The 15,795-nt window shown below is 42.0% G+C and carries 13 protein-coding genes; 1 reads left to right on the plus strand and 12 read right to left on the minus strand.

All coding sequences use genetic code 11. From position 1 onward, the window contains the following. Window positions 1-8: 8 nt before the first annotated feature. Together sdhA and BM195_RS13160 are read right to left on the minus strand one after the other, a co-directional pair. The gene (gene sdhA / locus BM195_RS13155; RefSeq protein WP_090239094.1) at window positions 9-1,760 is read right to left on the minus strand and encodes a succinate dehydrogenase flavoprotein subunit; all 1,752 of its coding nucleotides are present in this window, start codon (window positions 1,758-1,760) and stop codon (window positions 9-11) included. 28 nt (window positions 1,761-1,788) lie between these two features. After that, window positions 1,789-2,409, minus strand: a complete 621-nt coding sequence (locus BM195_RS13160) for a succinate dehydrogenase cytochrome b558 subunit (RefSeq protein ID WP_090239097.1) — start codon at window positions 2,407-2,409, stop codon at window positions 1,789-1,791. A 297-nt stretch (window positions 2,410-2,706) separates the two neighbouring features. Between BM195_RS13160 and BM195_RS13165 the strand changes: the two genes are divergently transcribed. Continuing rightward, window positions 2,707-3,144, plus strand: coding sequence for a YslB family protein (locus tag BM195_RS13165; protein WP_090239100.1), 438 nt, complete (start codon window positions 2,707-2,709; stop codon window positions 3,142-3,144). A 121-nt stretch (window positions 3,145-3,265) separates the two neighbouring features. On the opposite strand, the gene uvrC is transcribed toward BM195_RS13165, so the two are convergent. The 10 genes from uvrC to polX all read right to left on the minus strand — a co-directional run bounded on the left by uvrC (window position 3,266) and on the right by polX (window position 15,700). Further along, the gene (uvrC, locus tag BM195_RS13170) at window positions 3,266-5,059 is read right to left on the minus strand and encodes an excinuclease ABC subunit UvrC (protein ID WP_090239104.1); all 1,794 of its coding nucleotides are present in this window, start codon (window positions 5,057-5,059) and stop codon (window positions 3,266-3,268) included. Window positions 5,060-5,161: 102 nt separating this feature from the next. Continuing rightward, window positions 5,162-5,479: a thioredoxin gene (trxA, locus tag BM195_RS13175; protein ID WP_090239107.1), complete on the minus strand. Its 318-nt coding sequence runs from the start codon at window positions 5,477-5,479 to the stop codon at window positions 5,162-5,164. Window positions 5,480-5,631: 152 nt separating this feature from the next. Continuing rightward, entirely contained in the window at window positions 5,632-6,603 is a 972-nt protein-coding gene (locus BM195_RS13180; protein WP_090239110.1) for an electron transfer flavoprotein subunit alpha/FixB family protein, read from the minus strand. A 30-nt stretch (window positions 6,604-6,633) separates the two neighbouring features. Beyond that, window positions 6,634-7,407, minus strand: coding sequence for an electron transfer flavoprotein subunit beta/FixA family protein (locus BM195_RS13185; protein WP_090239113.1), 774 nt, complete (start codon window positions 7,405-7,407; stop codon window positions 6,634-6,636). A 74-nt stretch (window positions 7,408-7,481) separates the two neighbouring features. Further along, window positions 7,482-8,255 carry an enoyl-CoA hydratase gene (locus tag BM195_RS13190; RefSeq protein WP_090239116.1) on the minus strand — a complete coding sequence of 258 codons (774 nt, stop codon included), beginning with the start codon at window positions 8,253-8,255 and terminating at the stop codon, window positions 7,482-7,484. 19 nt (window positions 8,256-8,274) lie between these two features. Next, window positions 8,275-8,862, minus strand: coding sequence for a fatty acid metabolism transcriptional regulator FadR (locus tag BM195_RS13195; protein WP_090239119.1), 588 nt, complete (start codon window positions 8,860-8,862; stop codon window positions 8,275-8,277). 221 nt (window positions 8,863-9,083) lie between these two features. Further along, the gene (locus tag BM195_RS13200; RefSeq protein ID WP_090239122.1) at window positions 9,084-10,769 is read right to left on the minus strand and encodes a long-chain-fatty-acid--CoA ligase; all 1,686 of its coding nucleotides are present in this window, start codon (window positions 10,767-10,769) and stop codon (window positions 9,084-9,086) included. A 368-nt stretch (window positions 10,770-11,137) separates the two neighbouring features. Beyond that, a complete protein-coding gene (locus BM195_RS13205) occupies window positions 11,138-11,551 on the minus strand; it encodes a DUF350 domain-containing protein (RefSeq protein ID WP_090239413.1) in 414 nt (137 codons plus the stop codon). Window positions 11,552-11,578: 27 nt separating this feature from the next. Further along, window positions 11,579-13,921, minus strand: a complete 2,343-nt coding sequence (locus tag BM195_RS13210; RefSeq protein ID WP_090239124.1) for an endonuclease MutS2 — start codon at window positions 13,919-13,921, stop codon at window positions 11,579-11,581. Between the two features lie 45 nt (window positions 13,922-13,966). Further along, window positions 13,967-15,700 (minus strand): DNA polymerase/3'-5' exonuclease PolX, encoded by a 1,734-nt coding sequence (polX, locus tag BM195_RS13215; RefSeq protein WP_090239127.1) that lies wholly within the window; start codon window positions 15,698-15,700, stop codon window positions 13,967-13,969. Window positions 15,701-15,795 lie beyond the last annotated feature (95 nt).

Consider the following 15,795-nt stretch of genomic DNA (forward strand, 5'->3'; position numbering starts at 1 on the left):
TACTCCCTTCACTTATTTTTGGAATAATCACGTTCACGCGGCGGGATGTGAGAGATATCCACTTCCTCATACGTGATGACAGGTTCGTTTTTTTCCCTATCATATTGTGCAATCGTTGTTTTCAGGAAGTTTTCATCGTCACGTTCAGGAAATTCCGGTTTATAATGTGCCCCACGTGTTTCATCACGTTTCAGGGCTCCATTTGTAATAACACGCGCCAGCTGCAGCATGCTTTCCAGCTGCCGGGTGAACATAACACCCTGGTTGTTCCAGCGGGACGTATCATTAATGTTAATATTTTCCCAGCGCTCCGTTAGTTCTTTAATTTTCTTGTCTGTCTCTCTTAACCTGTCGTTATAACGGACAACAGTTACGTTATCTGTCATCAATTCTCCCAATTCTTTATGAATTTGGTAAGCATTTTCAGTACCGTCCATGTTCATCAGCTTTTCAAATCTTTCCTGCTCTTCTTTTTCACGATCCTCAAACAGTTTTGACGGCAGGTCGTCAACATGTTTATCCAGTCCTTCGATATATTTAATGGCGTTCGGACCAGCAACAGATCCGCCATAAATAGCTGACAGTAATGAATTCGCACCTAAACGATTGGCCCCATGCTGTGAATAATCACATTCGCCGGCAGCAAAAATGCCAGGAATGCTGGTCATCTGATCATAGTCAACCCACAATCCGCCCATGGAATAGTGAACAGCAGGGAAAATCTTCATCGGAACTTTACGTGGATCCTCACCGACGAATTTTTCGTATATTTCAATAATGCCGCCGAGTTTGACGTCAAGTTCTTTTGGATCTTTATGTGACAGATCCAGATAAACCATGTTTTCACCATTAATACCAAGCTTCTGGTTGACACAGACATCAAAGATTTCACGTGTTGCAACATCACGGGGTACCAGATTTCCGTATGCAGGATACTTTTCCTCAAGGAAGTACCATGGTTCACCATCTTTATATGTCCAGACACGGCCGCCTTCACCACGTGCTGATTCACTCATCAGACGGAGCTTATCATCACCAGGTATAGCGGTAGGATGGATTTGAATAAATTCACCGTTCGCATATTTGGCACCTTGCTGGTATAGGATACTTGCTGCTGAGCCTGTATTGATCATCGAATTTGTGGATTTTCCGAAAATAATTCCGGGACCGCCTGAAGCCATGATCACAGCATCTGCCGGAAATGATTTAATCTCGTGTGAACGGATATTTTGGCCAACAATCCCTCGGCCGACATTCTCTTCATCAATAATGGCGCCGACGAATTCCCAGCTTTCATATTTGTTAACCAAACCTTCCACTTCATAACGGCGTACCTGCTCATCTAACGCATACAGCAGTTGCTGTCCCGTCGTTGCTCCTGCATATGCTGTACGATGATGCTGTGTACCACCGAACCTCCGGAAATCAAGAAGGCCTTCAGGTGTGCGGTTGAACATGACCCCCATGCGATCCAGCATATTGATAATGCTTGGAGCCGCGTCACACATCGCTTTTACCGGTGGCTGATTGGCAAGGAAGTCGCCGCCGTAAATCGTATCATCAAAGTGAATATCTGGTGAGTCACCTTCACCTTTTGTATTGACTGCACCATTAATGCCACCTTGAGCACACACAGAGTGAGAACGTTTTACAGGCACAATAGAAAACAAGTCTACATTCACACCTGCTTCAGCTGCTTTGATTGTTGCCATAAGGCCGGCTAATCCGCCTCCTACAACAATAACTTTACGGTTACTCATATGGATTACTCACTCCTTGTTCTCTGTATTAAACTCCGTAAGCAAATTGAATTAGCGCTCTGACACCTACATAGCTAAGAGCCAGAAAGACGATCAGTGTAACATATGTAACAATTTTCTGGGATCTTGGTGATTGTGTGAAACCCCATGAAACCAAGAAACTCCAAAGACCGTTGGCAAAATGGAAAGTTGTCGAAATGACACCAATAATATAAAACCAGAACATGACTGGGCTGGCAAGAATACCTTCCATCAGACTATAATCCAGGTCCACATTGCCAAGACCGATTTGAACACGTGTCTCCCATACATGCCATACAATAAATACAAACGTTATAATACCGGTTATCCGCTGCAGAAAAAACATCCAGTTGCGGAAATAACCGTACCGTCTTGTATTGTTCTTAGCAACAAAGACAATATAAACCCCTAGTATTGCATGAAATAGGATCGGCAAGTATATAACCAGGATCTCTAACGCTAATCGGAACGGCAAATCATGCATGAACGACGCCGCTTGATTGAAACTCTCTTCACCATATACAGCGAAGTGGTTAACGACCAGGTGCTGTATGAGAAAAACCCCGATTGGAATGACCCCTAACAAGGAATGGAGCCTGCGGTAGAAAAATTCTCGATGTTCTGCCATTAGTTACCCCCCTCGGTTTAAATGTTATGTTTTACAGATAGTACACCTTTTGACAATAAAACCCTATTTTATTTATTGCCCAAAAATTGTACAATTTATGACATACTTATTGTAATGCTAACGATGAAAAGCGTCAAGAAAAGGAAATAACCCAGAATGTGAAAATATTAAAATTTTACTGACGCTGCTTGCACTTTGACGAATTTGCATAGATAATAATAGTAGAATTCCAAGATTCATTTTAGATAAGCCAATGTATTTTTTACGTGCATCAGCATTTGGGAAAGGATGACACCAATGTCTAAAGATCATGAATCCATGCCTATTACGCTTCTGGATAAACTGCATACATCAGGGGCCGGGTATGATATTATCCGATATGTGGGCCTGCCTGATATATTCGGAACAGAATCCAACACCCTGCTCTATTTTATGGGTAAAAACCTGGCCAGAAAATTGGATATTCAGTCCGTATCAGATATCGTCTATGCTTTCGAAAAATTAGGCTGGGGCCAATTGGAACTGGTTAATGAAAAAAAGAAAGAACTTGTTTTCCAATTAATGGCCGATTCAGTCGTATATCGGTTAAGCTCTCCACTGGACACTGAATTCCGTTTGGAAGCAGGGTTTTTGGCAGAATCAATCGAACGCATCAAAGAACGTTCATGCGAATGTAAAGAAGAATTACATAAAAAGATTCATCAAATAGAATTCACAGCAGTCTTCACCGATTGATTCCCGCATAACCCTGATTTCTTGAGATTATATAGCCGGAAATCAGGCGAGCAGAAGTTTTCAGGAAAGCCGTTTTCATTTATTCTTTCATAATCCATGATCAAATCGGGAGCGGAATACATCAAGTTGTTTCGCTCCCTTCTTCATCATTAAGATGGGTGAGAATACTCTGGGCAACGTCTTGTGGAACACCTAATTTCGTAATCTTTTCCAGGGATGTATGTTTAATTTCATTAACGGATTTGAAATGTGTCAGCAGCAATCTTCTCCGTTTCTCCCCCACCCCCGGAATTTTATCCAGCTCAGATTGGAATAAACTTTTCCCGCGCAGCTGTCTGTGAAATGAAATCGCAAACCTGTGGACTTCATCTTGAATCCGCTGTACGAGATAGAATGCCTGGGATTGTCTGGATAATTGGATCATGACCGGTGGATTGCCATATAATAATTCGCTTGTTTTATGTTTATCATCTTTCGCCAGCCCGCACAACGGAATATCCAGTCCCAATTCATTTTCCAGTACATCCAGGGCAGCACTCATCTGGCCTTTGCCGCCATCAACAATAATCAGATCCGGAAGCGGCAGTTCTTCTTTCAGCACTCTTGTATAACGGCGGCGGATGACTTCCCGCATTGTTTCATAATCATCCGGGCCCTCCACATTTCTGATTTTATATTTGCGATACTCCTTTTTATCGGGGTTGCCATCTGAAAAAACAACCATTGCCGAAACCGGATCGGTCCCTTGAATATTGGAATTATCAAATGCTTCAATACGGTGTGGCGTCTCAATATGCAGTGCTTCACCAAGCTTTTCCACTGCTTGTATGGTTCTTTCCTCATCGCGTTCAATCAGCGAAAATTTTTCGTCCAGCGCAATTTTTGCGTTTTTCATGGCGAGCTCAACAAGTTCTTTTTTTCTTCCGCGAAATGGCGTGTGTGCGTTAACCTCCAGCAGTTCACTCAATAAATCGGTATCTGTCCCAATCGGTACGAGCAATTGTTTTGGCTTCAAATGGTGGTGATGCAAATAAAACCTTCCAATAAAACTGATAAACGTGTCCTCAGGCTCATCGAAAAACGGGAATATCGAGACATCCCGTTCGATTAATTTTCCTTGTCTGACAAAGAATACCTGGATGCACATCCAGCCTTTATCATAACTGTAACCAAAAATATCACGATCTACTTGATCATTTAATGTCATGCGCTGTCGTTCCATTACGGCTTCAATATGCTGAATAAGATCGCGGAGTTCTTTTGCCCGCTCAAAGTTCAGCTCCTCGCTTGCTTCATGCATTTTGCCGACTAAATCGTTTTTGATTTCTTGATGTCCGCCGTGCAAAAATGATGTGATATTCTGGATGATTTCTTTGTATGTCGTTTCCGATGCCGGATTTTCACTGCATGCAAGGCATTGATCCATATGATAATACAGACACGGACGCCCTGGTGGATTATTGCATTTGCGCAATGGATACAATCTGTCAAGCAATTTTTTCGTTTCTCTGGCTGCGAGTACATTTGGATAAGGTCCAAAATACTTTCCTTTATCCTTCTTGATATTCCGTGTAATTAAGAGCCTTGGATGCCGTTCAGACGTAATTTTTAAATACGGGTATGATTTGTCATCTTTTAACAAAACATTGTACCTGGGGTTATATTTCTTGATTAAATTCATTTCCAGAATCAATGCTTCCATTTCAGATGTGGTCACAATATACTCAAAATCCCGAATTTCCTGCACAAGTCGTTGTGTCTTTTTATCATTTGCACCGGTGAAATAGGATCGGACTCTGTTGCGGAGCACTTTGGATTTACCGACATAGATGACAGTATTGTTTTTGTCTTTCATCAAATAGCATCCGGGTTGTGATGGCAATACAGCCAGTTTTTCGTTTAGTTGCTGGTTCATTTGCAAACTCATCCCCTGAAAAATTATACCAAATTATATAGAATCCCTTGTCACATCATGTAACAAGGGATCAAATAACACGTTTGTATATCATTATACACCTTATGAGGCATGTTTGTTAATCAAATCAACTAATGCTTCTTTAGGCTGAAAACCAACAACCTGATCGACCACTTTGCCGTCTTTGAATAATAGAAGCGTTGGTATACTCATAACACCATATTTGCCGGCTGTTTCCTGATTTTCATCAACGTCCAGTTTGACAATTTGTACTTTTTCTTCCATTTCACCGTCTATCTCTTCAAGTACCGGTGCAATCATTTTGCAAGGCCCGCACCATGGAGCCCAGAAATCAGCCAATACTAAACCTTCAGCTGTTTCCTGACCGAAATTTTGGTCAGTCACATGTTCAATTGCCATTATTATTTCCCTCCTTTAGTCACTTAACTATGGTTAGAGTATATCATCGTTAGTAGTTCCTCGCGAATACTTTGCTTATTCATATCACAAAGGCGGAAGCACCCTGTTAACCTAAAAGACCTGACCGGAATCGATCAGATCTTTTCAGGGTTCTACACGACTTGCTTAAATTCTTCCGTAAGTTTCGGAATCACCTCAAATATGTCACCGACAATGCCATAATCCGCTACATTGAAAATATTTGCTTCCGGATCTTTATTGATCGCAACAATCACTTTCGAATTGGACATTCCAGCCAGATGCTGAATAGCACCCGAAATGCCGACAGCAATATACAAATCAGGTGTAACCACTTTACCAGTCTGGCCGATTTGCAGTGAATAGTCACAGTATTCGGCATCACATGCTCCACGTGAGGCTCCGACAGCCCCTCCCAACACATCTGCCAGTTCATACAAAGGTTTGAACCCTTCTGCACTTTTCACACCGCGTCCGCCGGCAACAATAACGTTCGCCTCAGATAAGTCAACACCATCAGAAGCTTTACGGATGACCTCTTTAATAACTGTACGGATATCTTTTACATCAACTTCTTTTCCAGTTACCTCTCCGGAACGTGAATCGTCACGATCCAATACCGGAATATTGTTTGGACGGATTGTCACGAATGTTAACCCGCTTGTAATCACTTTTTTTTCAAATGCTTTACCGGAATAGATTGGTCTGATAAATACGGCTTTGTCACCATCATTTACAATGTCGGTTGTGTCTGAAATCAGACCCGTTTCAAGTTTGGCTGCCAGCTTCGGTGTTAAATCCTTGCCTATCGCCGTATGACCCATGACAATCCCATCAGGTGACTCGTCATCAATTACGGCCATAACTGCCTGTGAATAACCTTCTGATGTATATGTTTCCAAATGATCATGCTTAACAATCACAACACGGTCTGCCCCATGGAAGATTACTTCCTGGGCAGATTCATTCAGATCGTGGCTGCCGCATAAAACACCAACAATTTCCGCATTGGAATCTATCTTTTTCGCTCCTGCGATTGCTTCAAACGTTACATTGCGCAATTCACCATCTCTTGCTTCACCTATGACGAGTAATTTATCGCTCATATTATTTCTCCTCTCCTTATAGGTTTCTCATTAAAGTACTTTTGCGTCATCTTTAAGCAGGGAGATCAATTCCTTCACTTGGTCATCAATCTCGCCTTCCAGTATCCTTCCTGCTTCTTTTTCAGGGGGGAGGAATACATTAATCGTTTCGGTTTTTGCCTCCACATCATCTTCATCCAGATCCAAGTCATCTATTTCAAGTTCCTCCAATGGTTTTTTCTTGGCTTTCATAATACCTGGAAGTGATGGATATCTGGGATCGTTTAAACCTTGCTGACAAGTTGCCAATAGCGGGAGACTTGTCTCAATTTTTTCGACATCTCCTTCTACATCCTTATCAATATTGGCCTTATCCCCATCAATTTCAAGCGCCGTTATTGTTGTGACATAATTGATACCCAGACCTTCAGCGAGTCTTGGTCCCACCTGACCACTTGCTTCATCTATCGCTACGTTTCCTGCAAGAATGAGATCAGGTTCCTTGTCTTCAAAATAGGTCTGCAGAATTTTAGCTGTTGTGAACTGATCACCGGCTTCCACATCATCTTCGGTGTTGATTAGGACAGCCTTATCCATTCCCATGGCAAGAGCAGTGCGCAATTGTTTTTCAGCTTCTTCATCCCCGACTGTAACAACTGTAACTTCTCCGCCATGTTCATCCCGCTGTTTAATGGCTTCTTCGACAGCATATTCGTCGTAAGGATTAATGATGTATTCAGCACTCTCATCCTCAATGCGCCCATCCGATACCACAATTTTCTCTTCTGTATCAAATGTTCTTTTCAGTAATACGTATATATTCATATATGTGATCCTCCTTATAAGTTGTTCAAAAAGCAAGGGTTCTTTTTTTCCTCATATAGAACTTCTGCTTTCATCTATTGATCCCGGAAATTTGGTTGGCGCTTTTCAATAAATGCCTGCACACCTTCTTTAGCATCTTCAGAACCAAAGATTCTCGCAAATGCCTTCGCTTCTTCCTGAATCCCTTTGGCAAACTGAACTGATTTGGCATGAGGTACCAATTTCATGACCGCGTTAATGGACAGTCTGCTTTTGGCAGCAATTGCTTCAGCAAGTTCAAATGCTGTTTCAAAGGCCGCTTCATCCTTCACAGTCTGATTCGCAAGTCCGGCTGCTTTAGCCTCTTCGCCACTGATCGGCTGACCGCTCAGAATCATTTCGTATGCTTTGGCTGTTCCAACATAATGCGGCAGACGCTGTGTTCCGGCAAAACCGGGGATTATGCCGAGTGTCACCTCAGGCAATCCGAGTTTGGCACTTTTCGTAACAATACGTATATGACAAGCCATTGCAAGTTCAAGGCCACCCCCTAAAGCAGCACCATGAACAGCGGCAATCACAGGTATTGGAAAATGTTCAATCCGGTCGAATAACTGCTGACCTTTTTCCGATAACGCTTGATAATCAGAAGCGTTTTGCAGAGAAGTAAATTCCTTAATATCTGCACCAGCAGAAAAAAATTTACCTTCCCCCTTCAGAACAACAGCCTTCATACTGGAATCGGTTTCAATTTCGTCCAATCTTTCCTCCAAATCGTTTAATAGGTTGCTAGATAAGGCGTTTGCCGGCGGGCTTTGGATGGTAAGTACCCCGACCGGCCCTTTCACTTCATAAGACAGCGTACCCAATACAATCCACCTCTTTTGCTTATTTTTTCACGGAAAGACCAGCCGTGATAAACTCATGAACATCTGTCGCCTGCTGAACAAGATCATACTTCTGCTCCTTCATGACCCAGTTGGTAACAATTTCATCCAATGTACCAAAAATCATCTGTCTGACCAGCTGGATATTCAGATTACTGCGAAAGATATTTTCTCTGGTCCCCTCTTTGATTATATCATCGATGATAACAAGATAGGGTTTTAAAACCTGATTAATTTTCAATCTGAGTTTTGTATTGGATTGGCGTAATTCCAACTGCGTAACAATGGCCAGATAATGATCCTTTGAAAGCTGACGAAAATGCATGTCAATCAATGTAAATAATTTTTCATCTGCATTGTTCTTATCACTGATTCCGTGTGCAATCTTTTCAATAAACTGGCCCATTTTCTCTTCAAAAACAGATATCAGAATATCCTCTTTATTTTTAAAATAAAGGTAAATGGTTCCATCGGCAACACCGGCTTTTTGGGCAATCCTGGCAACTTGTGAGGCATGATAACCATTTTCTGCGATGACTTGCACAGCTGCTTCAATAATTTGATTGTACTTTGGTTTGTTTTTTTTCATGACGATCTCCTTATCAAACATGTCACCTTATAATGAATGAATAATCATTCATATTTTATTCTACATAGTTAGTAAACATATGTCAATATACAGCCTGTTCTATATATTACAAAAACTGGCTTTCGCCAAATCCTTATCGTAAAAAAGCATTGTTTCTTATATGCTCAACCACCCATTTATTGTTCTGACGTTAAAAAAGTTGTGGTGTTATGTTCAGAGATTCAAACGGTCTGATTGTTCGTTTCTTTTTCCTCATCAATCAGTTGCCGGCGTAACACTTTTCCGACTGCTGTTTTTGGCAGTTCGTCACGGAATTCGTAAATTCTCGGTACTTTGAATGCTGCCAGATGATTGCGGCAAAAAGCATTTAACGCTTCTTCTTCCACTTGATGACCTGGTTTTAGAACGACATAGGCTTTTACCGTTTCACCGCGATATGGATCCGGAACACCTGCGACTACAGCCTCTTGAACTGCTTCATTTTCGTATAATACTTCCTCGACTTCACGTGGATAAATATTGTATCCCCCGGCAATAATCATATTCTTTTTTCGATCGACAATATAAAAATAGCCATCTTCATCCATATAGCCTATATCACCAGTGAACAACCATCCATCTTTTAATACGTTGTCGGTCTCATCCTGGTTGTTCCAGTAGCCTTTCATAACTTGCGGCCCCTTGACAGCAATTTCGCCTATTTCCCCTACTTCAGTTTCTTCACCGGTTTCCAGGAAAACTTTAGCATCTGTATCAGGCCATGGGACACCGATACTGCCATTAACCCGTTTGCTCCATATGAAATTCGCATGTGTGACCGGTGATGATTCGGTTAAACCATATCCCTCTACAAGATTGCCATTGGTAACTTTTTCAAATTGCTGCTGAACCTCCAGTGGCAAGGGCGCTGATCCACTGATGCAAGCTTCAATTGACGACAGGTCATATTTTTTCAAGTTCGGATGATTTAATAGCCCTACATAGATCGTTGGTGCTCCAGGAAACATGGTCGGTTTTTGTTTTTGGATCGTTTTAAGTACATCTTCAGCATCAAATTTAGGCATCAGAATCATTTCAAAACCGTACATAATTGACATATTCATAACGGTGGTCATCCCATATACGTGGAAAAATGGCAGTACACCCAAAATTTTTTCCTCACCTGGTTTGGTTTTATATAACCATTTTTGACACATTTGCACGTTGGCAACAAGGTTATAGTGAGTAAGCATGACACCTTTTGGATGTCCGGTTGTTCCTCCTGTATATTGCAGTAATGCCAAATCGTCTTTCGGATTTACATCTGCTGGCGTATATTGTTCATGTGCGTTTTCAATGACCGATTGCCATACATGTATATCCTCTGATTGTTCAACTTTCACAACCATATTATACTCTTTTTTCTGAATAAATGGGTATATCAGGTTTTTAGGAAAAGGCAAATAGTCTTTGATGCCTGTCACGATTGTATGTTTTAATTGTGTATTTCCCCGAACATTGGTGACACGCGGCAGCAAGATATCCAAACAAACAATAAACGCCGCTCCTGAATCGTTAAGCTGATATTCAAGCTCCCTTTCTTTATACAACGGATTTGTCTGAACAACAACCGCCCCGGCCAGCAGTGCTCCATAATAACTGATCACCGCTTGCGGGCAATTCGGAAGCATAATGGCAACCCGATCACCTTTATCGAGGCCCAATGACTGAAGGTAACCCGCCAATTTCTTTGCCTGTGAATAGACTTCAGCAAATGTCATCTCTTTGCCCATAAAATGAAGCGCTTTCTTTTCAGGGAATTGATCAGCAGTTAATGCCAAAAAGGAATCAAGCGGTTTTTCATCATAAGTGATCGTTGCCGGAATTTCATCCGGATAATGAGCATGCCAGTTCTTTTGATCCACCATAAAATTTTCCTCCTTTTTATTTGCTACCCACATTATACCGATAAATTCGTATTTTTTGAAATTTTATATATACGTTTCTGGATTATTTATTTAAGTCAATATTCAAAAAAGAGGATACAGGACATGGTGGCTAAGCAGTCGACATTCTGCTCCAGCAATAATAAGGCGAAAAATGGCAGGGAGCAGGTTCAAGTGAGTAGTTATCTATTCACAATGCCTGCACCAGCACATCTTGTGGTGATTCCTTGAAAATCCCCCTGTAGTCATTTGAATTTTCAACGATCCCTTAAATGAAATAGATAATACCGACAACCAAAAACACCACAGCAACGATAAACATGATTTTTGCCAGTCGTTCCAGCAACAATTTAATCTCCCCCAATACTCGCTCCGATGACAAATGCCAATCCAACCGAAATGAGCAACGATATAAGTCCAACTGCATTATTTCCCTTTCCAATTTCCTGATCAATTTTAATGGATGGTGTCATAAATTCAAAGATGGCATAGCCGAAAAGCAGCAGTATAAATCCAAAGGTACCCCAGCCAATCGTCTCGATCAATGTATCATTATGTTCAATCGAATACCGAAAAATAATAGCAAGACCAAATATTTTCCCGCCTGTTGCCATGGCCACTGCGACATTGCCATGTTTGATCTCCTGCCAGTTACGATACGAGGTCACAAATTCGAACACAGCAAGAAATACAATCGTACAAAGAATAACAACACTGTAGCGTGCAGCGGTTTCTACAAAGATATTTTCCCAAAAACCAGTCATCTCAACAAACCCCTTTGCCAGTTTCAATTACCTCAATTCCAGAACGGTTACGCCGCTTCCACCTTCCCCAGCAGAACCTGGTCTGTCTGATACAATACGCGGGTGATTGTCTGCAAGCTCTTTCACACCTTTCCGAAGTGCGCCTGTACCTTTACCGTGAATGATAAAAACTTTGGGGTATCCGGCAAGCAATGCATCATCAATATATTTCTCCAATCGGCTAAATGCATCCTCATACCGCTCACCACGCAGGTCAAGTTCTGTTTTCACATCATAGTGGGATCCTTTAACCGTTGTAAGCGGCTTTTCAGTGACCGGGCTTTTGTTTTTTACCAGTTGTATCTCATTGTGCTTCACTTTGACTTTCATAATACCGACTTGAATCAGGTATTCATTTTCGCTTACTTTATCCAGTACAGTTCCTCTCTGATTTGCTGACAGCAGCTTTATTTCGTCTCCCGGCTTTAGTTCCTGTTTTGATCGGGCTGCTTGTTTCGGCTTATCCGGTTTTTTAGCAGATAAATCCGGCTGCGCTTCTTCCAGCATTTTTCGGGCTTCAATCCATTCGTGTTCCTTCAACTGTGCGCCGGTTTTCATATGGCGTATTTCATCCACAATCGTTTCAGCTTCGTCACGGGCTTTCTGTAATGCCTTTTCTGCTTTATCTTCCGCTTTCTTGTATAACGATTCACGCTTATCTTTAAACTGTTTCCATGCTTTCTGAAGGTCTGTGTGCAACTTTTCACTTTCCTGCAGTACTTCATGCGCCCGCTCATAATCAGCTTCAGCCTGACGCCGTGATTGATCGAGTGAAGCAATCATGTTTTCAACGCTTTCAGAGTCAATTCCAACATGATTTTTTGCCTGGTCAATAACCGACTGCTCAAGTCCCAGGCGTTTTGCTATTTCAAACGCATTACTCCGGCCGGGCACACCAATCAATAAGCGATAGGTAGGCTGCAACGTTTCCACATCAAATTCCACTGATGCATTGACAACATTTTCCCGGTTATAACCGTAAGCCTTCAATTCAGGATAGTGCGTTGTTGCCACTACACGTGCACCTTTGGAAATGACGTCATCCAGTATGGACATGGCCAGGGAAGCACCTTCCTGAGGATCTGTACCTGCACCAAGCTCATCGAATAAAACCAGTGATCTATGATTAACCTGCTGCAGAATGGAAACAATGTTAGTCATATGCGACGAAAAGGTGCTTAAGCTTTGTTCAATAGACTGTTCGTCACCAATATCGGCGAAAACATCGCTGAAAACTGCCATCTCACAGCCGTCTGCTGCAGGAATCTGCAGACCGGATTGCGCCATCAACGTAAACAGTCCGATCATTTTTAATGTAACCGTTTTTCCGCCTGTGTTTGGACCGGTAATGACAATCGATGTATAGTCATCTCCGAGGATAACATCATTTGAAATGACTTCATCATCCGGAATTAACGGGTGCCGCGCTTGTTTCACATTGATCATACCGGCATCATTGATTACCGGCATAGCAGCATTCATCTGTTTTCCCAGTTTTGCCCTTGCAGTGATAAAATCAATTTTGGACAATACTGAAATATTTTCGGAAAGGAATGCTTCATGATTAGCAATTTCCGCGCTCAGCCCGCTAAGAATCCGGTCAATCTCCTGCTTCTCTTTTACGCTTGCTTCCTGCAGTTGGTTATTCAGATCGACGACTGCTTTTGGTTCCATGAATAGTGTTGCACCAGAGGCCGACTGATCATGAACGATTCCCCCGACAGCCCCGCGGTATTCCTGTTTTACCGGCAAGACATAACGGTCATTCCTGATCGTAATGATGGCATCTGATAACATTTTACTTTGTGATTTGGTATAGCTGTCCAGCTTATCACGCACTTTGCTTTCATACGTGCGAATGGAAGAACGGATGCTTCGTAATTTATCAGAGGCACTATCCATGATATTTCCCCGATCATCGATACAACTATTGATCCTTGTCTCCAGCTCGCGTAATGTTATAATCCTTCCAGCAAGCCCCTTTAAAATCGGCAAATCCGCCTCTATCTTTTCTAAAAAGTTTTTAACCTGGCGTCCTCCGTAAAGCGTATTGGAAACATCAAGACATTCTTCTGCTGACAATACACCACCGATGACACTCCGCTTGATGCTTGGGCGAATGTCGGTAACTCCCCCTAAAGGTACAGCCATATTCAAACGTAATATCTGACTTGCCTCATCGGTTTCCGCCTGCATTTCCTTGACAGCAGCTATATCGGTTGAAGGTTTCAGCTGTAAAGCCATTTCTTTCCCAATCAAAGTCGCTGCCTGATTATTCAATTGTTCAATCACTTTATTAAATTCCAGCGTCTGCAGAATTCGTTCGTTCATCAGGATTTTCCCCTTTAAGTGGTTAAACGTATCGCGCTTTGAACTTTACGTTTGTTCTTGCTCAGTTATACGATTCATAAATGCCATAAGTTTCTGTTTAGGCCATGTGTTCATGACCGTATCCTTCTCGATCCATCCTTTACGGGCAGCGCTGACACCGTACTTCATATGATCAAGCATGTGATAATCATGAGCATCCGTATTGATGGCGATGTTAACTCCAGCCTCTTGAGCCAGCCGTACCCATTCACTGGACAGGTCCAGCCGGTTCGGATTAGCATTGATCTCAAGAGCGGTATTTGTTTCTTTGGCACGTTCAATCAGACGTTCTACATCCACACTGTAGCCTTTACGCCGGCCAATCAGTCTGCCGGTAGGATGTGCAATCAAAGATACGTACGGGTTTTCCAGTGCCGCATTTAATCGTGCCATTATTTTGTCCTGTGATTGATTAAAACTTGAATGGATGGCACCAATCACAAAATCCATTTCCTGTAAAAAATCATGGTCGAAATCTAACGTCCCATCCGGTAAAATGTCCATTTCAACACCGGCGAAAATATGGATATCATCATATATTTCATTTAATTTGGCTATTTCTTCCCGTTGTTTGCGCAGCCGTGTTTCATTTAACCCGTTGGCGACCCGGAGAAACTTGGAGTGATCAGTAATCGCTATATAATCATAGTGTTTCACACGTGCCTGGTTGACCATCTCTTCCAGTGATTGGGCACCGTCGCTCCAGGTCGTGTGCATATGCAAATCACCACGGATATCATCCAATTCAATTAATGAAACAGGATCACGGTAGGCTTCCACTTCACCGGTATTTTCACGGACTTCAGGCGGAATATAATGAAGGTTAAAATGATCAAAAAATTGCTGTTCACTTTTAAATGTTAATATCTCTCCAGTTTCCTCTACTTCCACGCCATATTCATTGATTTTTTCACCTTTTGACTTGGCAAGCTGCCTCATGGCGACATTATGATCCTTAGAGCCGGTAAAATGATGCAACGTCGAGGCAAATTCATCCGCTTCAACAATCCGGAAATCCACATTGATATCGTAAACATCCTCAAGTGTAACAGAAACTTTTGTGTCGCCTTGTGCAATAATCTCCTTAATCTGTTCCATTTCAAGCAGACGATCGCGGACAGCTCCGAAATTTTCAGCTGCAATAATGAAATCAATGTCTCTGATGGTTTCGCGCATCCTTCTCAAGCTACCTGCGCGCGAATAGTCATGAATCTCCGGAATCGTACTCAAATAACCTTCAATCTGTTCAGCGATAGGAAGCATTACAGCAATCGGTAATCGTTCAGGTCGTTTATTTGCTTCGTTCAATGCCGCTAAAATTTTTTCAGCAGATTTTTTACCAAATCCATCAAGATTCTCTACTTGTCCATTTTCACATGCCTTTTTCAGCGAGTCGGCATCCGTAACACCGAGTTCCTGATAGAGTTTGGCCAGTTTCTTTCCGCCAAGACCAGGCAAATTCAGCAATGGAACTAATCCTTTAGGAATTTCCTTTTCCAGCTGGGTGAGCGTTTCAGACGTTTCCTGTTGAATATATTCCGATATAACAGCAGCAGTTCCCTTGCCAATCCCTTTGATTTTCGTAAAATCATCAATAGCCGTTATTGAACGCTCATCACGTTCGAGTGCCTGAGCTGCCTTGCGATACGCAGAAATCTTGAATGGGTTTTCCCCTTTAAGTTCCAAATAGACGGCTATTTTTTCCAATAATTTTATCACATCTTTTTTATTCACAGCCATATCAATTCACCTGCTTTGATTGTCATTAAAAAGGCCGATTCAAACAAGACTATACTCATTGTACACAACATACAACCGTATTGCCTATTATTTAA

Origin of the sequence: Lentibacillus halodurans, assembly GCF_900112045.1 — a bacterium.
GTDB classification, from domain to species: domain Bacteria; phylum Bacillota; class Bacilli; order Bacillales; family Amphibacillaceae; genus Lentibacillus; species Lentibacillus halodurans.